The sequence below is a fragment of the Kitasatospora sp. NPDC051702 genome (assembly GCF_040681575.1).
Taxonomy (GTDB): Bacteria; Actinomycetota; Actinomycetes; order Streptomycetales; family Streptomycetaceae; genus Kitasatospora.
This window is the reverse complement of record NZ_JBFAZB010000025.1, coordinates 18,793-41,511: the sequence shown is the minus strand read 5'-3', so window position 1 is coordinate 41,511 and position 22,719 is coordinate 18,793. Positions and strand designations below refer to the sequence as shown.

Annotated in this window: 15 protein-coding genes; 11 read left to right on the top strand and 4 right to left on the bottom strand. The window is 75.5% G+C overall.

Features of this window, described 5'->3' with window-relative positions:
* The first annotated feature begins 452 nt into the window (after positions 1-452).
* The 4 genes from AB0N04_RS21270 to AB0N04_RS21255 all read left to right on the top strand — a co-directional run bounded on the left by AB0N04_RS21270 (position 453) and on the right by AB0N04_RS21255 (position 9,543).
* On the top strand, positions 453-4,778 hold the full coding sequence (locus tag AB0N04_RS21270; RefSeq protein WP_363365031.1) for a HAMP domain-containing protein: 4,326 nt from the start codon (positions 453-455) through the stop codon (positions 4,776-4,778).
* The gene (locus AB0N04_RS21265) at positions 4,775-7,276 is read left to right on the top strand and encodes a SpoIIE family protein phosphatase (protein WP_360219291.1); all 2,502 of its coding nucleotides are present in this window, start codon (positions 4,775-4,777) and stop codon (positions 7,274-7,276) included. The genes AB0N04_RS21270 and AB0N04_RS21265 overlap by 4 nt, the downstream gene beginning before the upstream one ends.
* A gap of 107 nt (positions 7,277-7,383) precedes the next feature.
* Complete coding sequence (locus AB0N04_RS21260) at positions 7,384-7,836, top strand: ATP-binding protein (protein ID WP_360219288.1); 453 nt, start codon at positions 7,384-7,386, stop codon at positions 7,834-7,836.
* 105 nt (positions 7,837-7,941) lie between these two features.
* The gene (locus AB0N04_RS21255; protein ID WP_360219285.1) at positions 7,942-9,543 is read left to right on the top strand and encodes a CYTH and CHAD domain-containing protein; all 1,602 of its coding nucleotides are present in this window, start codon (positions 7,942-7,944) and stop codon (positions 9,541-9,543) included.
* 57 nt (positions 9,544-9,600) lie between these two features.
* Here the strand turns inward: AB0N04_RS21255 and AB0N04_RS21250 are convergent, their stop codons facing one another.
* Positions 9,601-10,905, bottom strand: coding sequence for a hypothetical protein (locus tag AB0N04_RS21250; protein WP_360219282.1), 1,305 nt, complete (start codon positions 10,903-10,905; stop codon positions 9,601-9,603).
* Between the two features lie 369 nt (positions 10,906-11,274).
* Here AB0N04_RS21250 and AB0N04_RS21245 point away from each other — a divergent pair, with 369 nt between their 5' ends.
* The 3 genes from AB0N04_RS21245 (at position 11,275) to AB0N04_RS21235 (ending at position 12,544) form a co-directional block, all read left to right on the top strand.
* Complete coding sequence (locus tag AB0N04_RS21245; RefSeq protein ID WP_360219279.1) at positions 11,275-11,430, top strand: DUF6131 family protein; 156 nt, start codon at positions 11,275-11,277, stop codon at positions 11,428-11,430.
* Between the two features lie 150 nt (positions 11,431-11,580).
* Entirely contained in the window at positions 11,581-11,877 is a 297-nt protein-coding gene (locus AB0N04_RS21240; RefSeq protein ID WP_360219276.1) for a WhiB family transcriptional regulator, read from the top strand.
* A gap of 121 nt (positions 11,878-11,998) precedes the next feature.
* Positions 11,999-12,544, top strand: a complete 546-nt coding sequence (locus AB0N04_RS21235) for a hemerythrin domain-containing protein (protein ID WP_360219273.1) — start codon at positions 11,999-12,001, stop codon at positions 12,542-12,544.
* A 73-nt stretch (positions 12,545-12,617) separates the two neighbouring features.
* On the opposite strand, the gene AB0N04_RS21230 is transcribed toward AB0N04_RS21235, so the two are convergent.
* Complete coding sequence (locus AB0N04_RS21230; protein ID WP_360219270.1) at positions 12,618-13,832, bottom strand: FAD-dependent oxidoreductase; 1,215 nt, start codon at positions 13,830-13,832, stop codon at positions 12,618-12,620.
* Positions 13,833-14,125: 293 nt separating this feature from the next.
* Between AB0N04_RS21230 and AB0N04_RS21225 the strand changes: the two genes are divergently transcribed.
* The 3 genes from AB0N04_RS21225 to AB0N04_RS21215 are packed head-to-tail and all read left to right on the top strand — an operon-like array spanning position 14,126 to position 18,424.
* Positions 14,126-15,433, top strand: coding sequence for a glycosyltransferase (locus AB0N04_RS21225; protein WP_360219267.1), 1,308 nt, complete (start codon positions 14,126-14,128; stop codon positions 15,431-15,433).
* Entirely contained in the window at positions 15,430-16,959 is a 1,530-nt protein-coding gene (locus AB0N04_RS21220; RefSeq protein WP_360219264.1) for an oligosaccharide flippase family protein, read from the top strand. Before AB0N04_RS21225 ends, AB0N04_RS21220 begins: the two co-directional genes overlap by 4 nt.
* A 4-nt stretch (positions 16,960-16,963) precedes the next feature.
* On the top strand, positions 16,964-18,424 hold the full coding sequence (locus tag AB0N04_RS21215; protein ID WP_360219261.1) for an ATP-grasp domain-containing protein: 1,461 nt from the start codon (positions 16,964-16,966) through the stop codon (positions 18,422-18,424).
* 104 nt (positions 18,425-18,528) lie between these two features.
* Here the strand turns inward: AB0N04_RS21215 and AB0N04_RS21210 are convergent, their stop codons facing one another.
* Entirely contained in the window at positions 18,529-20,145 is a 1,617-nt protein-coding gene (locus tag AB0N04_RS21210; RefSeq protein WP_360219258.1) for an FAD-dependent monooxygenase, read from the bottom strand.
* Positions 20,146-20,249: 104 nt separating this feature from the next.
* Positions 20,250-21,755 carry an MFS transporter gene (locus AB0N04_RS21205; RefSeq protein WP_360219255.1) on the bottom strand — a complete coding sequence of 502 codons (1,506 nt, stop codon included), beginning with the start codon at positions 21,753-21,755 and terminating at the stop codon, positions 20,250-20,252.
* A gap of 129 nt (positions 21,756-21,884) precedes the next feature.
* Here AB0N04_RS21205 and AB0N04_RS21200 point away from each other — a divergent pair, with 129 nt between their 5' ends.
* The gene (locus tag AB0N04_RS21200; RefSeq protein ID WP_360219252.1) at positions 21,885-22,502 is read left to right on the top strand and encodes a TetR/AcrR family transcriptional regulator C-terminal domain-containing protein; all 618 of its coding nucleotides are present in this window, start codon (positions 21,885-21,887) and stop codon (positions 22,500-22,502) included.
* Positions 22,503-22,719: the final 217 nt, after the last annotated feature.

Here is a 22,719-nt window from a genome sequence, read left to right as displayed (position 1 = left end):
GCTCCTGTAGCGGTCGCCGGGCGGATCCCGGACGCGGAACGTGACCGACCTGCCCGGGCCCGCGGGTGCCCGGTCGACGGCCGGCTCCCGCGGTGGTCCGGCGGATCCGGCCCGCCGTGCGGCCCGGCTCATCGGTCACGCCCCTCATTCGGCCGCCCACCGCCACCGGATGGGTGCCGATTTCCGGATCCCCCGATCGGGTGACGCCCCCCGGGCCGTCCGCCCCGGCGGCGTGCGCCGCTCCGCTGCGCGCCGGGATGTTCCCGGCCACGGGGGAACCGGACTCCGGACGGGCCCGGGGCGGTGATCCGGCGCACTTCCTGATCTTGGCGGGGTGACGGTAGCCTCCCAGCGGTACGTGTGCGCCTGAGCTCGCCCGTTCCGCGCCGGCCCGCCCGGGCCCGGTGGACCGGCGGCAGGCCGTAACCGCGCACCAGAGAGGCGATGTTTCGATGGCTGGCTCGACACCGACCAACGGTTCCCACCGGGCGGACGGACCGGGCCCGCTGCCCGCGCCCGCCGCCGAGGCGGAACTGCGGCTGCTGCTGGCCGGTCTGACGGCGGTGCGGGACGGCGACTTCAGCACCAAGCTGCCGGGTGACGCGGACGGGCTGCTCGGTGAGATCGCCACCGTGTTCAACGGCATGGTCGACCAACTGTCGCACTTCACCTCGGAAGTGACCCGGGTGGCCCGGGAGGTCGGCACCGAGGGCCGGCTCGGCGGCCAGGCGCAGGTGCCCGGCGTGTCGGGCACCTGGGAGGACCTGACCGAGTCGGTCAACGCGATGGCGGGCAACCTGACCACGCAGGTGCGGGACATCGCCCAGGTCGCCACCGCGGTGGCCAAGGGGGACCTCTCGCAGAAGATCACCGTCGACGCGCGCGGCGAGATCCTGGAGCTGAAGAACACCGTCAACACGATGGTCGACCAGCTGTCCTCGTTCTCCGGCGAGGTGACCCGGGTGGCGCGGGAGGTGGGCACCGAGGGCATCCTCGGCGGCCAGGCCGACGTCAAGGGCGTCTCGGGGACGTGGCGCGACCTGACCGACTCGGTGAACTTCATGGCCGGCAACCTGACCGGCCAGGTCCGGGCGATCGCCCAGGTCGCCACCGCCGTCGCCCGCGGTGACCTCTCCCAGAAGATCACCGTGACGGCCCGGGGCGAGATCCTGGAGCTGAAGACCACCATCAACACCATGGTCGACCAGCTGTCCTCCTTCGCCGGTGAGGTGACCAGGGTGGCCCGGGAGGTCGGCACGGAGGGCCGGCTCGGCGGACAGGCCGACGTCCGGGACGTCTCCGGCACCTGGCGCGACCTCACCGAGTCCGTGAACGTGATGGCCGACAACCTCACCGCCCAGGTCCGTTCCATCGCCTCCGTCACCACCGCCGTCGCCGAGGGCGACCTGACCCGCAAGATCCGGGTGGACGCGCGCGGGGAGATCCTGGAGCTGAAGGAGACCATCAACACGATGGTCGACCAGCTCTCGGCCTTCGCGGACGAGGTGACCAGGGTCGCGCGGGAGGTGGGCACCGAGGGCAACCTGGGCGGCCAGGCGACGGTGCGGGGCGTCTCCGGCACCTGGAAGGACCTCACCGACAACGTCAACGTGATGGCGTCCAACCTGACCGGCCAGGTCCGCTCGATCGCCCAGGTCGCCACCGCCGTCGCCAAGGGCGACCTCTCGCAGAAGATCACGGTCGAGGCCAAGGGCGAGGTCGCCGCCCTGGCCGGGGTGATCAACACCATGGTCGACACGCTCTCCGCCTTCGCCGACGAGGTGACCAGGGTCGCCCGGGAGGTCGGCACCGAGGGCACGCTGGGCGGGCAGGCCCGGGTTGCCAACGTGGCGGGCACGTGGAAGGACCTCACCGACAGCGTCAACTTCATGGCGAACAACCTGACCAGCCAGGTCCGCAACATCGCCCAGGTCACCACCGCGGTCGCCAACGGCGACCTCACCCGCAAGATCGACGTCGACGCGCGCGGCGAGATCCTGGAACTCAAGACCACCATGAACACCATGGTCGACCAGCTGTCCGCCTTCGCTGCCGAGGTCACCCGGGTGGCCCGGGAGGTCGGCACCGAGGGCCGGCTCGGCGGGCAGGCCGAGGTCGAGGGGGTATCCGGCACCTGGAAGCGGCTCACCGAGAACGTCAACGAGCTGGCCGGCAACCTCACCCGACAGGTCCGCGCGATCGCCGAGGTCACCAGCGCCGTCGCCGCCGGCGACCTGACCCGCTCGATCACCGTGGACGCCTCCGGCGAGGTCGCCGACCTCAAGGACAACGTCAACTTCATGGTGGAGTCGCTGCGCGAGACGACCCGAGCCAACGAGGAACAGGACTGGCTGAAGACCAACCTGGCCCGGTTCTCCGCCCTGATGCAGGGCCGGCGCGACCTCGCGGTCGTCGCCGAGGCCGTCATGGACGAACTCGCCCCGCTGGTCGGCGCGCAGTGCGGCGCCTTCTACCTCGCGGAGGAGGGCGGTGACGGCACGGTGCTCCAGCTCGTCGGCTCCTACGCGTTCCCCGACGGCGAGCGCCCCACCCGCTTCCGCCTCGGCGAGTCCTTCGTCGGCCAGGCCGCCCGCAGCCGGCGCACCATCGGCGTCGACACCCTCCCGGCCGACTACCTGGTCGCCTCCTCCGGCCTCGGCCGCACCGGGACGCTCTCCCTGGTGGTGCTGCCGATCGTCGTGGAGGACCAGGTCCTCGGGGTCATCGAACTGGCCTCCGTGCGGCCGTTCACCCAGGTCCACCGGGACTTCCTCGACCAGCTGATGGAGACCATCGGCGTCAACGTCAACTCCATCGTGGCCAACGCCCGCACCGACGAGCTGCTCGGCGAGTCCCAGCGGCTGGCGGCTGAACTCCAGGTCCGATCCGAGGAGTTGCAGGCCCGCCAGGAGGAGCTGCAGGCCTCCAACGCCGAACTCGAGGAGAAGGCCGAGCTCCTGGCCACCCAGAACCGGGACATCGAGACCAAGAACCTGGAGATCGAGCAGGCCCGGCAGGAACTCGAGGACCGGGCCCACCAGCTGTCCCTGGCCTCGAAGTACAAGTCGGAGTTCCTGGCCAACATGAGCCACGAACTGCGCACCCCGCTGAACAGCCTGCTCATCCTCGCCCAGCTGCTCGCGCAGAACCCCACCCGCAACCTCACCGCCAAGCAGGTCGAGTACGCCGGCATCATCCACTCCGCCGGCTCCGACCTCCTCCAGCTGATCAACGACATCCTCGACCTGTCCAAGGTCGAGGCCGGCAAGATGGACCTCACCGTCGAGCCCGTCCCGCTGCGCGCCCTGCTCGACTACGTCGACGCCACCTTCCGCCCGATGACCGGCCAGAAGAACCTCGCCTTCGCCGTGCACACGGCGGACGGCGTCCCCGCCGAACTCCTCACCGACGACTACCGGCTGCGCCAGGTGCTGCGCAACCTCGTCTCCAACGCCGTCAAGTTCACCGCGCAGGGCCGGGTCGAGCTGTGCATCGAGCCCGCCGAGGAGGCCGAACTGCCCGACGGCGTCCGGCCCGGCGGCCCGGTCGTCGCCTTCCGCGTCACCGACACCGGCATCGGCATCGCCCCGCAGCACCTGGAGAGCGTCTTCGGCGCCTTCCAGCAGGCGGACGGCACGACCAGCCGCAAGTACGGCGGCACCGGCCTCGGCCTGTCCATCAGCCGGGAGATCGCCTACCTGCTCGGCGGCGCGATCACCGTCCGCAGCACGGTGGGCCGGGGCAGCACCTTCACCCTCTACCTGCCCGCCGAACCCTCCGACCCGGCCGGATCGGGCACCGTGCCGGCGGCCCGGGCCCAGGAGCCCGGCGGCGCACGGACCGTCGCGGTACCGGACGAGCCGCCGGCCGCCGCCCCCAGCAGCACGCCGCGGCGCCTCCTGGTGGTGGAGGGCCGACCGCACGGCCTGCTGCGCATGGTCGCCGAGAGCGCCCTCGCCGAGCTGGCCCGGCCCCCGCAGCACGGCGTCGGGAGCGTCGTCGAGATCGTCACGGCCGTCGGCGCGCAGGAGGCGGCCGCCACCCTGGCCGCCACCCCCTGCCACTCCGTGGTGCTGGAACTCGACATGCCGGACGGCGCGGCCCTGGACCTCCTGCGGGAGATGCACGGCGACCCGGCCCTGCAGGCGGTCCCGATCCTCGCGCACCGCAGCCGCGGCATCGCCACCGACGACGACCTCCCCGACGGCGGCGGCACCCGGACCCTGGAGGTCATCTCCAGCCTCGACGAACTGCGCGAGCGCATCGCCCTGCACATGAGCACCGACAACCCGGGGAACGTCCCCCAGCTCGCCCGGGCGGAGGGCGACTGGAGCGCCGACATCGACTCCTCGCTGACCGGCCGCACCGCGCTGGTCGTCGACGACGACGACCGCAACCTCTACGCCATCACCGGCATCCTGGAGCTGCACGGCATGCGCGTCCTGCAGGCCGAGAACGGGCGCGCCGCACTGGAGGCCCTGGCCGCGCACCCCGGGATCGACGTCATCCTGATGGACGTGATGATGCCCGAGATGGACGGGTACACCGCCACCGCCGCGATCCGCGCCATGCCCCGCCACGAGGGGCTGCCGATCATCGCCGTGACCGCCAAGGCCATGATCGGCGACCGGGAGAAGAGCCTGGCCGCGGGAGCCACCGACTACGTCACCAAGCCCGTCGACGCGGACGAACTGGTCGTCCGGATCAAGGGGCACCTCACCGCCCAGCCCGCGACCGCCGTGCCCGGCGCGGCGGTCCGTCCGCAGGAGGCCGTGTGAACCCGCCCCTGGAACCCGTGCCCACCGGCCCGGTCCGGGAGACCGCCGCCCCCGACGGCTTCCGGGTCGGACCCCAGCGTGACGCCGCCACCCGGGCCCCGGCCCCGGTCGGCCCGGACCACGAGCCCGGTGCGGTGAGCCGGCTGGCCGCCACCGTCGAGCGCCTGCGCGAGGAGCTCGCCCGGGCCCGCTCGGACGCCGCCGGCCGCTCCCTGGTCGAGCTCGCGGTCGGCGTCCTGGTGGAGCGGCTGCGCTGCGGCCCCACCGAGGCGTCCGTCCAGCTGACCACGCTGGCCGAGCAGGCCGGCGTGCCCGTCCTCGACGTCGCCGCCGACCTGCTCAACCAGGCCTCCGCGGACCGGATCTCCGCCATCGCCCGCACCTTCGTCGACCCCTCCGCGGACCCGGCCCCCGACCCGGCCGCGCTGCGGCTGCGCACCGCCCAGGCGAATGCGCTGGCCCCGACGGACAGCGAGTCGGCGGCCCGGTCGATGCTCGAACACGCGCTGCGCCCGCTCGGAGCGGCCGCCGTCGCGATCTGGGTCGCCCACCCCGACCAGTCGCTCTCGCTGCGCGGCAGCGCCGGCTTCGGCGCGGCCGAGGCCCGGCGCTGGCGGCACGTACCCCCGGGGGTCGTCACCCCGGCCCGCCGGGCCCTCGACGAACGCGCCGCGGTCAGCCACCCGGTGCTGGCCGACACCGCAGTGCCCTCGATCGGCCAGGAGGAGTTCACCGGGGGCAGGCTCGCCGTGCCGGCCGGCCTCGGCGGGCGCCTGATCGGTGTCCTGGAGGTGTGCTGGCACGAGCCGCTGCCGGAGCTGACCCAGTCGTTGCAGCGACAGTTCGAGGCCCTGGCGGAGCTGGCCGCCGCGACGCTGGAGACCTGGACCGACCAGGGGCCCGACACCGGCACCGGGAGCACCGAACTGGACGGCCTGCGCCAGCTCACCGCAGGGGTCTTCGACCCCTGCCTCGTCCTCCACCTGGCGCCCGACAGCGGGGAGGCGCCGCTGGAGTTCGTGGTGCGCCACGTCAACCCCGCCTTCGTCGACTTCGCCGGCCGGCCCACCAGCGCCGTCCTCGGAGCCCGGCTGCTGGAGGCCTACCCGCTGGCCGCCGAGCCCGGCGGCCTCGCCGAGAAGATCGAACACGTCTACGCCACCGGGGAGCCCTTCCGCACCACGAGCATGCGGCTCGCCGCCATGGTCGACGGCGTGCCGCTGCACACCCGGGGGCAGGTCAGCATCAGCCGGCACGGCGACCACCTGCTGGTCGTCTGGCGGCTGGAGGACGGCACCTCGCGCGTCGCCCGGCTGCTCCAGCACGCGCAGCGCCTCGGTCGGATCGGAGGCTTCGAGGAGAACCTGCACAACCGCCACATCGCCTGGAACGACACGCTGTTCGAGCTCCACGGGCTCCCGCCGACCGCCCGGCCCATCCCGCTGGAACACCTCGGCGAGCACGCCCACCCCGACGACCGGGACGCGATCGACCGCTTCCTGCGCACCGTCCTGCACCACCAGCGGCCCGCCTCCACCGCCTTCCGGCTCCAGCGCCCGGACGGCGTCACCCGCCACATCCGGGTGGTCGCCGAGCCCGTGGACCAGCCCGAGAGCGGCCTGCGGATCGTCCGGGGCGCCTACCAGGACATCTCCGCCCAGCACTGGACGGAGGTCGCGCTCGCCGCCACCCGCGACCAGCTCGCCCAGACCGAGCAGCAGGCCGCCGAGCGCAGCCGCCTCGCCCTCCAGCTGCAGCACGCCATCATGCCGCCCGCCCGCGGGCCGCTCGACCTGCCGGACCTGCGCGTCGCCGTGCGCTACCGCCCGGCGGAGAAGGACCACCTCGTCGGCGGCGACTGGTACGACGCCCTCACCCTGCCGTCCGGGGACGTCCTGCTGTGCGTCGGCGACGTCGCCGGTCACGGGATCGAGGCCGCCACCGGCATGGTCGCGCTGCGCAACGCCCTGCGCGGCCTCGCCGCCACCGGCGCGGGGCCCGGCCAACTGCTGAGCTGGCTCAACAGCGTCACCCACCACCTGACCGACAACGTCACCGCCACCGCCGTCTGCGGGCTCTACGAACCGGCGACCCGCCGGCTGCGCTGGGCCCGCGCCGGCCACCTGCCGCCGGTCCTGCTGCGCGCGGGCCGGGCCGGGACCCTTCCGCAGATCGGCGGCCTGCTCCTCGGCGTGCTCGACCACGCCGACTACGAGGAACAGGAGATCCGGCTCGAACCGGGTGACACCCTGGTGATGTTCACCGACGGGCTGATCGAGCGGCGGGACCAGTCGGTGCACGCCTCCCTCGACAACCTGCTCGCCCTGACCGAGAAGGCGTCCCGGACGGCCCCGGACGGCCGGGTGGACCTGGAGGCCGCCCTGGACCACCTGCTGCGCTACAGCGCGGCGGACACCGACGACGACACCTGTCTGATCGGCGTCTCGGTGGGCGAGGCGCCGGCGGACGGCGCGTGCGGCGGCGCGGCCGGTGCCTGAGCGGCCGCCGGCACGCTGACCGGCCCGGGCGGACGACCCCGCATGCACCGCCCGCGGCGGGGAAGCCGATCGGGGGAGAACGCGTCGAGCCGAAGGGACAGCCACCCATGAACCCCAGCCGGGAAGCCCTCGGCGCCCAGCCGGTCCCGGTCCGTGCGGGCCTCGCGTCCCTGCCGGCCGGCGGGCAGCGGCGGCGCCTGCCCCTGGTCGGACTGCCCAGGCCGGTGTCCCGCGCCCGGGCGTTCACCGTCGACGCGCTCGCCGACTGGTCCTGGCCCGATCCCGGGCGTGCGGGCGACGTCGTCCTGCTGGTCGCCGAACTCGTCGCCAACGCCGCGCTGCACGCCGGGGGAGCCCTCGAACTGGTCCTGCACACCTCCGCCACCCGCCTGCGGGTCGAGGTCAGCGACCGGTCCCGGGTGGTGCCGGTGCCCCGGGAGCCCCACCGGCCCGCCTCGCCCGGCGGCCACGGCCTGATCGTCGTCCGGCGCGCCGCCGACCGCTGGGGCACGGCCCTGCACCACCACGGCAAGACCGTCTGGGCCGAGGTCGACGTCTGAGGCACCGCCCACCTGCCTGCCCGGGGTACCGTTCACCCCTTTTGCCCGGGGTGCTGTCCGCCCGGCGCGGACATGACCGCGGCCGTCCCGGGCACCCGTCCGGACATGGGTACACACCAGGAGACCGAACGGAAGTACGACGGGGCCGCGCTCCCCGGGCGGCTCGACCGGGTGAAGGGCGTCGCGGCCGCGCGGAGCACCGACCCCGAGGAACTCGACGCCGTCTACTACGACACCCAGGACCTGCGCCTGCTGCGGCGCCGGATCACCCTGCGCCGCCGCACCGGCGGCGAGGACGCCGGCTGGCACCTCAAGCTCCCGCGCGGCGGCGACGTCCGCGAGGAGTTCCGGCTGCCGTTGACCGCGGGCCCGCCGAACGGCGTCCCGGCCGAGCTCGCCCGGCTGGTCGCCGCCTTCACCCGCCGCGCCCCGGTCCGCCCGGTGGCCCGACTGCGCACCCGCCGCGCCGCGCAGGCCCTGGTGGACGACCGGGGGAGCACGCTCGCCCAGGTGACCGAGGACCAGGTCACCGTGCAGCTCCTGGACGCCGAACGCCTCCCCGCCGCACGGCTCCCCTCCGCGCCGGCGGACGGGGCACCGGCGGGGGCGGCGGACGGGGCCGGCACCGAGGCCCGCGGGTGGACCGAGTTCGAGGTCGAACTCGTCGACGGCGCCCCCGCCCTGCTGGACCGCGTCGAGGAGCTGCTCACCGAGGCGGGCCTCGCCCGCTCCTCCTCGCCCTCCAAGCTGTCCCGCGCCCTCGGGGAGCCCGCACCGCCCGAGGCCCGGCCGGACGGCCCGGAGCAGGCGGAAGGGACGGCCGGTGCCCTCGTCATGGACGCCTTCCGGGCACGGCTGGAAACGCTCCTCCACCTCGACCCGGCCGTCCGCTGCGGCGAGGAGGACTCCGTGCACCGCATGCGGGTCACCGCGCGCCGGCTGCGCAGCCTGCTCAAGGCCCACCGGCGGCTGTTCGACCGCGACCGCGCCGACCCGCTGACCGACCGACTGCGCCGGCTCACCCGGCTGCTGGGCCAGGCCCGGGACCAGGAGGTGCTCGGCGCGGAACTGGTCGACGGGTTGGACGCCGTACCCGCGCCGCTGCGCCCGGACGCCCTGCGCGGGCGGCTCACCGAACGCTACGCCCGCGGCTACCGGGCGGCCTGGCAGCGGGCCGTCGCCGAACTCGACGGCCCCCGCTACTTCGCCCTCCTGGACGACCTCGACGCCTTCGCCGCCGACCCGCCCCTGCGCGGACGGGCCGGCCGCCCGGCGAGCGCCCACCTGTCCCGCGTCCTGCGGCACGAGCAGCGCCGGACGGTGCGGCGCCTCGACGAGGCCCTGCGCCTCGACCCGGGCCCGCGACGGGACGAGCTGCTGCACCGCGCCCGCAAGGCCGCCAAGCGCGCCCGGTACGCCGCGGACGACGTCCAGTCGCAGGTGCCGCACCGGACGGCGAAGCGCGCGGCGACGTTCGGCGCCGCGATGAAGAAGCTGCACAAGGTCCTCGGCACCCACCAGGACAGCGTGGTGGCCCGGCAGGAACTGATCGCCCTGCAGGGCGAGGACACCGCCGCGGGGCGATCGGACGCCTTCGCCTACGGCGTCCTCCACGAGCGGTGGCGGCACACCGCCGACACCGCACAGCGGCGGCTGCCGGAGCTCCGGCACCGGGCCTCCCGTCGCCGGCTCACCCGACTGCCCTGACCGGGCCCGGCGTGGTGGCCCGTGGGGGCGCGGCCACCCCGACGGTCGCCCCTTCGGTCACCACGGCGGCAGGTGGCGGGCCAGCAGGGCCGGCTGGGGGCTGCCGAGGGTGCTGAAGAGCACCGTGGTGCCGAGCGCGTCCACCGCGGGTGAGCGGGAGGCGGCGGGCAGTTGGCCGCCGTCGGGGGTGGTGCTGACGCGCTCGACGCGGCCGGTCCACAGGTCGCGGCGGAAGACGTCGGAGGCGCCGTTGGTGTCGCCGGGGACGAGGGTGTCGGAGTCGGAGGCGAAGTAGACCCAGCGGTCGTCCGCGGACATCACGGCGGTCAGGGCGTCGGCCGCCGCCACCGTCGTCACGGTGCCCTCCCGCAGGTCCCGGGCGTAGAGCCGGACGCGGACGGCGTCCTGTTCGCGGTCGAAGACCCGGAAGAGCGCGTAGCGGCCGTCTGGGCTGAGCCGGGCGTCCCTGGCCGCGTCGCGCAGGGTGCCGGACGCGTCGATGCTGGCGCCCTGGATCCGGCCGGTGCGCACGTCGTAGGTGTAGAGCGGGAAGAGCTGCCGGGCCGGTGGGGGCTTGGTGGTGGTGCGCGCCGCCGTGGTGGTGGCGGGCAGCAGGTTCGTCGCCTTGGACCGGAAGGCGACGGTGAGGCCGTCCGTGCTGATCGAGGGCTCGACCGAGTCGCCGTCGGCGGGGGTCCGGTCGCGGCCGGTGCTGACCAGGCGGGTGGTCGCGGTGCGGCGATCGGTCAGGTGGACGTTCTGGACGCCGGGGCGGGCGCCGGGGGCGAGGTCGGTGCGGTCCGAGGTGTAGGCGACGTGCCGTCCGTCGGCGCTGATGGCCGGGGCCTGGGAGTTCCCGCTGCCGTCGCCGGGGGTGACCGGCTCGGTGCGGCCCGTCCGGCGGTCGCGCACGTAGACGTCGAAGCGGCCGCCGCCCTGCTGCCCCGGGACGACGCCGGCGGCGTCGGTGCTGAAGGCCACGTACCGCCCGTCGGCGCTGATCGCCGCCTGGTTGGTCGAGCCGTTCAGCTGCGAGCCGTCGTCCGCGACGCTGACGCGCTCGGTGCGGCCGGTCCACAGGTCGCGGACGAACACGTCGTACAGGCGGTTGGTGTCGCCGGGCACCAGATTGGACGCCAGGGAGGTGAAGAGCGCGTAGCGTCCGTCGGCGCTCAGGCCGAGCGGTTCCGACCAGTCGTCGGCCGGTGTGCCGTCAGGGGCGGTGTTCACGGTGACGGTGTCCCCCCGGAGCGGGGCGGCCTGGGCCGGGACGTGGCACACGGCGGTGGCCAGCAGGGCGGCCGCCAGCAGGCCGCCCGTCCTCGGCGCCCACCGGCGGCCGGTCACCGGACGGGCCCTCATGGAATGCTGCTTCACCCGGGATGTCCTCCCCTTCGCTCGGGCCGGCCGCCCTGCGCCCCCGTCGGCCGGCTGGAGGTGAGCCAACCCGTCCGTCCGTGTACGGGTCAACAGGGCGGGCCCGCGGTGCGGTGCGATCGCGCCACGCTCCGGCCTGCGGCGGGGGCGCCCGTCCAGCACGTCGGCGGACGCCACCGCCGGTCCGGGCGGTTCCCGGCGGGCGTTCAGGTTTGGCCGGAGCGAGGGGCGGTACACGCGGGGGATGGCAGGGCTGCAGTAGACGGGCTCCGCCTCCCGGGACGGCCCCGGTCCGACCGCCGGACCAGCGGGTCGCCCCTCCGACAACCGTCCCCGCACCCATCGGAGGGCACCGTGATCGTCCTCGGCGTCATTCTGCTCATCGTCGGCTTCGTCACCGGGATCTCATTCCTGTGGACCATCGGCGTCATCCTCCTGGTCATCGGCCTCATCCTCATGGTCGCCGGAGCCCTCGGGCACGCCGTCGGCGGACGCCGTCACTACTACTGATCCGTCCAGGCCACATGCCGCGTCCGGCCGCCCCTCCCCGGGGCGGCCGGACGGGCGTTCAATGGACGGGGCCCCGCGGGTGGCATGGACGCGGCGGATCGGGTTAGACGAACGGGCGGAAACCGACCGCTCCCCGGAAAGGACCCTCCCGTGACCGATCTGACCCGTCTTCCCGGAGCGCAGGAGCACCACTGGAACTGGCAGTTGGACGGTGCCTGCCGCGCCGCGGACAGCAGCATCTTCTTCCACCCCGCCAACGAGCGCGGCGTCGCCGCGACGGCGCGCGAGCGGGCGGCCAAGGCGGTCTGCGCCCGCTGCCCCGTCCGGGCCGAGTGCCGCCGGCACGCCCTCGCCACCCGTGAGCGCTACGGCGTCTGGGGCGGCCTGACCGAGGACGAACGCCGGGCGCTGCTGTCGGGCGCCCCCTCGGCTGCCTCGGCCGCGTGAACGGAGGCCGCGGCGGCGTCCGCGTCCGGCCCGAGGGGGCGGCGCGTTTGGCCCCGAAGCGCCGGGGGAGACGCCCGGTCGAAGAGGGGAGGCCGCCGAGGAGCCGAGGAGGAGACGCGCGATGTCGAACGACGCCATCGTCCTGCTACGAGAGGACCACAAGGAGGCCCGCCGCCTGTTCCGCGAGTACCGCAGCCTCGCCGACGCCGACGCCGACGGCGACGGGGACCGCGACGGCCAGGACGGCCACGGCAACGACCGGGCGAGGCGCGAGGCTGTCGAACGGATCGTCGAGGCGCTGACCGTCCACACCTACCTGGAGGACGAGCTGGTCTACCCCCGGATCCGCCGGGAGGTGCCCGGACTGGCCGAGGAGATGGACCGCGCCAAGGAGGAGCACCACGTCGCCGACCTGCTCTGCGAGGAGCTCAGCCGGATGACGCCCGACGACGATGGCTACGACGCCAAGGCGGCCGTCCTGATCGAGGCCGTCGAACGGCACATCGCGCAGGAGGAGGACGACTGGTTCCCGAAGGTCCGGGCCGCGATCGGCCGCAACGAGCTCCGGGAGATCGGCGAGCGGATGCAGGCCGTGCGCGAGACCGCGCCGCGCCGCCCGCCCGGCGGGGGCATGCTGCACCGCATCGCCGACGCCCTGGAGGACTGACGCCCCGGAGGACTGGCCCGGGCCCGCGCACCGAACCGGGCCCGGACGCCGTGGAGCAGCCCCCGGGCCGCGCTCACCCGTCGCCGGGACCCGCGAGCGCCCCGCTGATCCGCCGGGCCGCGAAGCCCGTGCCGGCGACGAAGCGCATCAGCGGGCCGAAGGTGTCCGCCGCCGACAGCCCGGTGAAGTAGAGCCCGAGCACCGACGACTGGAAGTCCCGGTCCAGCCGGGGCGCGCCCGAGGGGGCGCGCACGACCGCCCTGCGCAGTGCGGCGTCGAGCACCTCCAGGCGGTCCACGTCGACCCGGTAGCCGGTGGCGGCCAGCACGTGGTCCGTCTCCAGCGGCTCGGGGGCGCCGCCCACCCGGAGCCGGACGACGCCGTTGGCGGACTCCACGCCGTCCAGGGGACGGCGCAGCAGCACCGGGACCCGGCCCTCCACGCGCTCCCGCAGCCACCACGCGCCGGAGGGCCCGAGCACGGTGCGGACCAGGCGGGACCTGGTGGCGTCCGGCAGGTGCCGGAAGGCGATCGGGGCGTGGCTCAGGGCGTAGTGGGACCAGCCGGGGCCGAGCGGGGTGCCCGGTTTGACGGCCCGCACCGGCAGCGGGCGGTCGCTGCTGAGGTCGGTGGCGGGAGGGTCGCCGAACAGCAGCTGCTCGGCGCGGGCGACCACGGTGGGCCGCGCGCCGTTCTCGTGCAGGAGCGCGGCGCTCTCCAGCGCCGACTGGCCGGCCCCGATCACCGCCACCCGCCGGCCCGCGAAGCCGGACAGGTCGGCGTGCGCGGAGGAGTGCGAGGCCAGGCCGCGCTCCTGCAGGCCGGCCAGGGCCGCCGGCACGCGGGCGTAGGGGCGCAGCCCGGTGGCCAGCACCACCGCCGCGGCGGTCAGCGACTCGCCGGTGTCGAGCGTGACGGCGAAGCCGTCCCGGTCGGCGGAGACCGCGGTCACCCGGGCCCGCTCCAGCGTCGGCACGAAGATCCGCTGGAACCACTCGCCGTAGGCGACGAACTCGTCGAGCGGCACCGGGTGCAGGTCCCCGCCGGACGGGCGCTGGTGGAGAGCCCGGAAGGCGGCCAGGCTGCCGTGGGCGCCGGGGTCGGAGATGGAGGACGCGGACGGGGTGGACTTCAGGAACATGCCCGCCGGCATCTGCAGCCGCCAGCTCTCCATGGGTTCGCCGAAGATCCTCAGCGGTACGCCCAGGGCGCTCAGGTGGGCGGCGGTCGCCAGCCCGTACGGTCCGGCGCCGATCACGACGACCGGCCGGCCCGCCGCCGCGCTCACGGCCCCGCCTCCGCTGGTGACTCGGTCCTTCGGGTCCGGGAGAGGCGTGGCATCGGTCCTCCTACGAGCGGCGGGACGGCTCCCATCCAGGATGCGTCGAAGCCGGGGCGGGGGCATCCGGGTGCCCTGGGGCGGCGGAGGGCGCCGGGCCGGCCCCGCACGGGCCCGGGGCCGCGAGGGGCCGACCATGCCCTCAGGGTGTTTCATGGTGATATGCCCGCTTCTCTCTCGGCGCCTCGTACCAGGACCGGGAGCCGGTGCGCGGAGGCCCCGACCGCTCCGGAGAGTCCGTCATGACGCTGCCCGTGCTGTCGGAGGTGACGACCGGGTTCCACTCCGCCGTGGGCGACCCGACCTCCGCACCCGTCCACGTGCTCCAACTGGACCTGGCCGTCCCGGGATCGCTGCGCGCCCCCGGTGGCCTGCCGCCGGAGAGCACCCACGGGCGCGTGCTGACCCTGGTACGACTGGACGGGCACCCCGTCGGGTGGGTGCGCGCGACCGTGGACCACCAGGACCCGGACGACCTCTACCGGGCCCTGGCGGACACCGCCCGCCGGGGCTTTCCCGTACCCGCGCCCGCCGTGCCCGCCGTGGAGCCCGCCCACCGGCGCCCCGACGGCGGGCCCCTGGTCAGCGTGATCGTGTGCACCCGGGACCGCACCCCGATGCTGGGCGCCTGCCTGGACTCGATCCTGCGGCTGCGCTACCCGCAGCTCGAGGTCATCCTCGTCGACAACGCGCCGGCCAGCGACGCCACGCGCGAGCTGGTCCGCACCCGCTACGGCGACCGGATCCGCTACCTGAACGAGCCGGTGCCCGGCCTGTCCTGGGCCCGCAACCACGGGCTGGCCGCCGCCCGCGGCGAGATCTGCGCCTTCACCGACGACGACGTCATCGTCGACGACGCCTGGGTCACCGCCCTGGTGGACGGCTTCACCACCGACGCCCGCGCCGCTTGCGTGACCGGCCTGGTGGCGCCCGCCGAACTCGACACCGAGGCGCAGCTGACCCTGGAGGCGTACGCCCCGGCGGGCCGCGGCTTCACCCTGCGGACCTGGACGCTCGACGGGACGGACGCCGACGGACTGGCCCAGTTCTCCACGGGCCGGTTCGGCAGCGGCGCGAGCATGGCGTTCCGCACCGACGTGCTCCGCGGTGTCGGCGGCTTCGACCGGGCCGCGGGCGCGGGCAGCCCCGCCCGCGGCGGTGAGGACCTGCTGGCGTTCCAACAGGTCCTCACCGCCGGGCACACCGTCGTCTACCAGCCGGACGCCGTCGTCTGGCACCGCCACCGCCGCACCATGGACGCCCTGACCCGTCAGATCAGCGCCTTCGGCGTGGGTTTCGGCGCCTACCTGACCGCGGCGGTGATGCGCAGGCCCGGCCTGCTGCTGGTCCTGCTGCGCCGCCTGCCCAGCGGCGTGTGGCGCTGGCACCAGGCCGCCCGCAAGCGCACCCGGGGAGCCCCGCCCGGTTACCAGGGCGCGTTCCGCTCGCTCAAGCGGCTGGAGCGGCGCGGCTTCCTCTACGGGCCGTTCTGCTACCTGGTGAGCCTGCGCACCCAGCGGCGGGCCGCCCGGACGAGGGCCCCCGGGTGACGCCCGGGCCGGGGCCGTCGGCGCCACCACCCGACCCGCGCCGTGCCGACCCGTCACACCGCCCGCCCGCCGGCCCCCCGGGGCACGGCGGGCCGCCCGACCGCGCCGCGCCCGGGCGCCCCCCGCCGCGCGAACCCCCGGCGGGGGCAGGGCACGACGGGGCCACCGCCAGGGAGGCGCCGCACGGATCCACCGCCCTCCCGACCTGGACGCGCCGGCCGGCCCGCACGGCCAGGGCGCTGCGCCCGGCCGCCCAGGCCGACTCACTGCTGCGCAACGGCCGCATCCTGGCGGCCAGCGCGGTCGTCGCCGCCGGACTCGGCGCGCTGTTCTGGATGCTGGCCGCCCGTCACTACAGTGCGGCGACCGTCGGGCGCTACTCGGCGGTGCTCGCCGCCGCGACCTTCCTGTCCACCCTCGGCAGCCTCAACCTCGGCGAGGCGCTGGTCCGGTTCGTGCCCACCGCGGGCGCGGGCACCCGCTCCCTGGTGATCCGCTGGTACGCCATCAGCGCCGTGTGCAGTGTCCTGGCGGCGGTGGGGTTCCTGCTGCTCGTCCCGGTGATCAGTCCCGAGCTGGAGTTCCTGCGCGCCCCCGGGCTCGCCGTGTCCTTCGTCGCCGCCACCGCCGGCTACTCCGTCTTCGTCCTGCAGGACGGCGCGCTCACCGGGGTGCGCAGGATGGGGTGGGTCCTCGGGGAGAACACCGTCTTCGCCGTGGCGAAGGCCGCGTTCCTGGCCGGCTGCATCGCCCTCGACCTGGCCACCGGCATCCTGGTCTCCTGGGCCGCGGCGATGGTGGTCTCGATCGTCCTGACCAACGTCGTGCTGTTCCGCTGGGCCGTACCCGCGGCCCAGCGCGAGTACGAGGGCCGGGACCACGACGGCCCCGACCGGCCGCCGGAGCGGATGGCCCGCTGGGCGACGGCCGACTACGCGGGCAACCTCTTCGGCTTCGCCACCTCCGCCGTCCTGCCGCTGATGGTGCTCGACCAGGTCGGACCGGGCCAGAACGCCTACTACGCGCTGGCCTACGTGATCGCCTCCACGCTCTACGTCGCCGCCTTCAGCATGGGGTCCTCCCTCGTGGTCGAGGGGGCGCGGGACCCGCACCGGCTCCGCGAGTACTCCTACCGCCTGCTGCGCCACTCCGCGGTGCTGCTGGCCGCCGCGGTGGCCGTGATCGTGATCGCCGCACCGTGGGCCCTGCGGCTGTTCGGCCCGGACTACGCGGCGCACGGCACCACCGTGCTGCGGCTGATGGCGCTCTCCGCCGTCCCCAACGTGGTGGTCAACGTGGCGATCCAGGTGGCCCGGGTCCAGCGCTCCCTGCTGTGGATGATCCTGGTCCGGGCGGCCGTCGCGGTGCTGGTCATCGGACTCGCCGCCGTGCTGCTGCCACGGCTCGGGCTGGCCGGGGTGGGGCTGTCCTGGCTGATCGCCGAGTGCGTGCTGGCGGTGCCGCTGCTGGTGCTGGTCCGTCGATGGCTGTCCCCGGTCCTGGCGGGCCGGCCCGAAGGAGGCTGACGGCATGGACCTCGGGCCCGCTCTCCCGGGTGATCACGACGGCCCGTCACCGGGGAACGGCGTCGACGCCGCGGCGCGGGGCCGGCCGGTGCCGCTGGACGGCCGGACACCGGCGCTCCTGGTCAAGATCGGCCACTATCCCCAGCACCAGGGCGGGCTCGGCGTGGTGCGCACCCTCGGCCGGGCCGGCGTGCCCGTGCACGCCGTGGTGGAACACCCCTGCACCCCGACCGCGGTGTCCCGCCACCTCTCCCGGCGGTTCGTCTGGCCCACCACCGGGCTGGAGAGCCCCGGGGAGCTGGTCGCCCGACTGCACGCCATCGGCCTGGCGATCGGCACGCCGTGCGTCCCGGTGGCCACCGACGACGAGGCCGCGGTGCTCCTGGCCGAGCACGCGGAGGAACTCTCCGACGTCTTCCTCCTGCCGCCCGTTCCGCCCGGCCTGCCCCGGAGACTTGCCAGCAAGGCCGACCTGTACGAGATCTGCCGGCGCCACGGCGTGCCCACGCCGCGCAGCTGTGCACCGGCCGGCCTGGAGGAGATCCTGGACTGCGGGCGGCAGTGGGGGTTCCCGCTGGTGCTCAAGAACCGCGAGGCGTGGACCAGGCTCGCCCGCCCCGCCGTCGAGGCCACCACGATCGTGCCCGACCTCGCCACGCTCCGGGCCGTGATGGCGCCGCGGGCCGGGCGCCCGGTCCTGGTCCAGGAGTACCTTCCGCCGGAGCACTGCGAGGACTGGTTCACCCATCTGTGCTGCGGCCCGGGCGGTGAGCCGCTGCTGGTCTTCACCGGGCGCAAGCGCCGCTCGTGGCCCCCGGACGCGGGCGTGACCACCCGGGCCTGCTCGCTGCCGAACCCGGAACTGGCGGCCATGGCCACCGACCTCTGCCGGAAGGTCGGCTACGCCGGGGTGGCCGATCTGGACTGGCGCCTGGACCGGCGCGACGGGCGCTACAAGCTCGTCGACTTCAACCCCAGGACCGGCGCGCAGTTCCGGCTGTTCGAGACGGTCTCCGGCATCGACGTGGTGCGGGCCCTCCACATGTCGCTCACCGGCCTGCGGCCGCCCGCCGAATCCCAGCTGGTCCGGGACTACGGGCTGGGCAACCTCGACCTCGCGTCCGCCTCGGTCTGGGCCTGGCGGCACCGGCGGCTCCCGCCGCGGACCACCCGCCTGCCCGCCCGCACGGAACGCTCCTGGCTCGCCGCCGACGATCCCGCTCCGGCCCTGGTCGAACTCGGCTGGCTCGCGGGGTCGGTGGCGCGCCGGATCACGGCGCGGGCCGCCCGTCGGGCCCGGCGCACCGACCCGCCGTTGCCCTCCCTGACGGACGGCCCCTCCCCGGCCACGCCCCACGGGGGACCGGGCGTGGCGCTCGACCGGCGCCGTCCGGGCCCGCGCCCCGTCGGCGGACCCGCCCCGGACACCGGGGCGCAGGTGGAGGAGCCGTACGCCGAGCCGTGACCGCGGCACCAGGCACGCCGGCACCGCCGGCGCCTGCGGGTGACCGGACGGCGCGGTCAGCTCCTCCGGCGGAGTCAGCGGCGCACCGGCCCCGGCGCCGGGCGCTACGCGCTGCGGTCCGTGCCGCGGCGGAACCGGACGGGCAGCAGGCTCAGGGCCGCGGTGAGCGCCGCGGCAGGGTCCGCCCGGCCCGTGGTCGTCCCGGCCGTGGTGGTGGTGCGACTGGTGGAGCGCCAGGCGACGTGGCCGTCGGGGCGGACCAGGACGGCGCCGCCGGGGGTGGTGCCGGCGAGGGCGGCGAACTCCGGCCCGGGGTCGGCGTGGCGCAGCCCGGCGGCGTGGGCGGGCCGGGCCCAGGCGGGCGGACCGAGCAGGATCCAGTCCCCGGCGGGGAGGTCGAGGGTGGAGCGGGACCGGGCCGGGTCCGTCCAGGCGTGCGGGGCCCGGGTGCCGGGGCTGCCGTCGAGTTCGGCGGTGACGGGGGCCGCCGGGTGTCCGGCGTCGGCGAGGACGGCGGCGGAACGGTAGCGGTCGCCGAGGCCGTGGGCGGCCGGGACGGTCCAGTCGGGGTCGGCGGACGGGCTGCCGGGGACCATGGCCCGGGCGTTGGCGCCCGAGGCGGCGACGGCGTGGACGGCGGCGGGGTGGCGCTCCTCGTGGTAGGTGTCCAGCAGGGCCTCGTCCGCTCGGCCGTCGAGGACGGCGGCGAGCTTCCAGACGAGGTTGTGGACGTCGGCGATGCCGGTACTGGCGCCGCGGGCGCCGGCCGGGGGCATCTGGTGGGCCGCGTCGCCGGCGAAGAGGACCCGGCCCGCGCGCAGCCGGTCGAGCGTGCGCTCGCGGGCCTCCCAGGGCAGCACGCTGACCACCTCGGGCTCGACGCCGGGCACCCCGAGGACGTCCCGCAGGATCCGCTCGCACCGCTCGGGCGGATAGTCGGCAGGGCTCTCGACGGCCGGGTCGTAACGCAGGTGGAAGGCCCAGCGGGTGCGGGCGTCGATGGCGGTGAGCATGCCCCGCACACCGGCGCGGGAGATCAGGACGACGCTGAACTCCCGCCCCCGGACGAACTGTTCGAGGTCGGCGCGGAACAGGATGTTGAGCTGGTGCCCGTGGCTCGGGCCGTGCGTCGAGGGGACGCCCAGTTCGTGGCGCAGCGCGCCGCCCGCGCCGTCGGCGGCGATCAGGTAGTCGGCCGTGACGGTCTCGGTGGCGCCGGTGGCCGCGTCGGTCAGCTCGACGGCGAGGTGGTCGTCGTCCTGCCGGAGGCCGGTGCGCAGGGTGCCGAAGCGGAGCTCGGCCGGCCGGCGGCGGGCCGCGGCCAGCAGGACGGGTTCCACGGCGTCGAGGGTCGCGCGGCGGCCGGTGGTCGGGCTCCAACGGGCCATCGCGGCGGGGGCGAAGATGCTCTCGGGCCGGTCGCCGGCGTTCGGGCGGGGCGCCGTGCCGGCGAGGGCGGTGGCGAGGTCGGGGCCGCGGTGCAGTCCTTCGGCGCGGGCCAGCGGGGCGCCGGCCGCGCGGACGGCGTCGGCGACGCCGAGTTCGCGGTAGATCTCCATCGCGCGGGCGTTGAGGCTGCGGGCGCGCGGGTGGTCGTGGGTGCCGGGGTGGGCCTCGACCAGGAGCGAGGGGACACCGTGGTGGGAGAGGGCGAGCGAGGCGGTCAGGCCGACGATGCCGCCGCCGACGACGAGGACGGGGTAGTGCTTTCGGGTCTGCATGGAGTGCGCTCCGGGCGGGTGCCGAGGTGGACGGACGGGGGTTCGGGTGCCGAGGGGGGCCGGCCGGGGTGGCCGGACGGGTCCGGGCGGGTTCGGACAGGGACTCAGGGGCGGGTGCTCCGGGCACCGGGCAGCAGCAGGGAGGCGAGGGCGCCCAGCAGGCTGAGCGCCGCGGCGGCGAGCAGCGCCGCGTGGGAGCCGTGCAGGAGCGCGGCGGGCGTCGCGGGGGCGGCTCCGGATGCGCCGACGTCGGAGGTGCCGGTGGCGGACTGGGCGATGGCGCCGAGCAGGGCGAGGCCGAGGGCGCCGCCCAGTTGGCGTGAGGTGTTGAGCAGGCCCGAGGCGAGGCCGGCCTCGGCGGGCGGGACGGCGGCGGTGGCGGCCGTGGTGGCGGACATCAGCATCAGGCCGAGGCCGGATCCGATCAGCAGCAGCGGCCCGAGCAGGTCGACGGCGTAGTCGGCGTCGGCCGGCAGGGTGGCGAGCCAGAGCAGCCCGGCCGCCGCCACGGTGCCCCCGTAGAACGGCAGTCGGCGGGCCCCGGCGTCCAGCAGACGCCGGGAGAGCAGTGCGGCGGCGGCCAGGCACACGCCCATCGGCAGCATCGCCAGTCCGGCCTGCTGGGCGGAGTAGCCGAGCACCTGCTGAACCAGCTGGGAGACGAGGAAGAGCGACGCCGTCAGACCGGCACCGAGCAGCAGGACGACGAGGTTCCCGGCCGGTACGCCGGGCAGCCGGAAGACCGGCAGGCGGACCAGCGGGTCGCCGGTGCGGGCCTCGATGCGGACGAAGGCGGCGAGCAGGAGAACCGCGGCGGCCAGGCCGGCGAGGGTGGTGGGGGACGTCCAGCCGTACTCGCCGCCGCGGGTGACGGCGAACAGCAGTAGGCCGACGCCGGCGGTGGAGACGAGGGCGCCGGGCAGGTCGAGCCGGCCGAGGGGGGCGCGCCCGTCGGCGGGCCGCAGACAGAGCTGGACGGCGGCCAGCAGCGCGACGCCGACGGGCACGTTGACGTACATCACCCAGCGCCAGCCGGCGTGTTCGGTGAGGACGCCGCCGAGCAGCACGCCGAGTGCGGCGGCCGACGAACTCGAGGCGGCCCAGGCGGACATGGCGCGCCGGCGCAGCTCCGGCCGGTCGGCGGTGGCGGCGAGGACGACGCCGAGGGTCGAGGTGGCCAGGGCCGAGGCCCCCAGCCCCTGGGCGGCGCGGGCGGCGATCAGGGCCGGGCCGCTGTCGGCGAGTCCGCCGGCGGCGCTGGCGGCGGTGAACAGCACCAGGCCCGCCCGGAGGGTGGCCCGGCGGCCGAAGAGGTCGCCGGCGCGGGCCGCGAGCAGCGTGAAGCCGCCGAGCACCAGCAGGTAGGCGTCCACCACCCACCGGGCGGCGGCGGAGCCGAGTCCGAGATCGGCGTTCACGGCCGGCAGGGCCACGTTCACGATGGCGCCGTCCGTGACGACCATGAAGGACGCGGCGCAGGCGATGGCCACGGCCGCCGCGACGGGCAGGCCGGGCCGGAGGAGGGGCGGTGGTGCGGCCGGCGGGCCGATGGGGCGGCCGGTGGGCGGAGGGGGTGCGGCGGGGTTGCGCGAGGAAGGTGGCGTGGGCACGGCGACTCCTGACCTGAACGGTGTTCTAGTAGAACGGTGTTCAGGTTAGGGTAGGCTCAGTGTCCTGTCAACGCGGGTGACCGGCGCCACGAAGGCGGTCCAACCCGCCCGCCCAGCAAGGAGATCCGCGTGCGCCTGCACCGCGAGGACGTGCTCGCCGGAGCCCTCGGGCTGCTCGACCAGGACGGCCTGGACGGCCTCACCATGCGCCGTCTCGCCACGTCCCTGGGCGTCGGACCGAGCGCCCTCTACTGGCACTACCGCGACAAGCAGGCCCTGCTGGAGGCCGTCGCCGAGGAGGTCATGAGCGGGGTCGCCGACGTCGACGCCGCCCTGCCGCCGCGCGAGCGGACGGCCGAACTCGCCCGGCGGCTGCGCCTCGCCCTGCTCGCCCGCCGGGACGGCGCCCGCGTCGTGTCCGGCACCTACGTCCGGCAGCCCAACACCCTTCGCTTCGGCGAGGTCGCCGTCCGGGCCCTCGCCGAGGCCGGCGTGCCGGCGGAGGAGACCGCACTGGCGTTCTTCGCCGTCCAGGACTACGTCCTCGGTCATGTCATCGAGGAGCAGAGCCGGGAGCAGCAGCTCGCCACCACCGACCGGAGCCCCGTGCCGGACGCCTCCGCCACCGGCGACTACGCGGCCATCGGCGCGGCCATCCGCCACTGGGCCGACCGAACCCCGGACGACCGCTTCGAGTACGGCCTGCGGCTGCTGCTCGACGGCCTCGACCGCCGCACCGGTGCCTGACCGGGTCGCTTCCCGTGGGTGGGGGGTTTGACGGGTCGGAATCACGTCAACCTCGTGTCCTATCGTCAACCTCGTGTCATCCCCGAGGGTGAACCCCGTCCGGACGGCTGCGCGGGTGCGGCTCGGCGCCCGGGTGGGGTCTGCCTTGCCGGCGCGCCAGGCGCGTGAGCTGCGGTGATGCGCCACCGACCTGCTGTTCGGCCCGTCCGGGCGGGCG

Coding starts and splice junctions, on each gene's coding strand:
- AB0N04_RS21255 (WP_360219285.1), top strand. CDS start 7,942: ATGGGTACACACCAGGAGACCGAACGGAAGTACGACGGGGCCGCGCTC.
- AB0N04_RS21235 (WP_360219273.1), top strand. CDS start 11,999: ATGTCGAACGACGCCATCGTCCTGCTACGAGAGGACCACAAGGAGGCC.
- AB0N04_RS21225 (WP_360219267.1), top strand. CDS start 14,126: ATGACGCTGCCCGTGCTGTCGGAGGTGACGACCGGGTTCCACTCCGCC.
- AB0N04_RS21215 (WP_360219261.1), top strand. CDS start 16,964: ATGGACCTCGGGCCCGCTCTCCCGGGTGATCACGACGGCCCGTCACCG.
- AB0N04_RS21270 (WP_363365031.1), top strand. CDS start 453: ATGGCTGGCTCGACACCGACCAACGGTTCCCACCGGGCGGACGGACCG.
- AB0N04_RS21260 (WP_360219288.1), top strand. CDS start 7,384: ATGAACCCCAGCCGGGAAGCCCTCGGCGCCCAGCCGGTCCCGGTCCGT.
- AB0N04_RS21250 (WP_360219282.1), bottom strand. CDS start 10,905: ATGAGGGCCCGTCCGGTGACCGGCCGCCGGTGGGCGCCGAGGACGGGC.
- AB0N04_RS21210 (WP_360219258.1), bottom strand. CDS start 20,145: ATGCAGACCCGAAAGCACTACCCCGTCCTCGTCGTCGGCGGCGGCATC.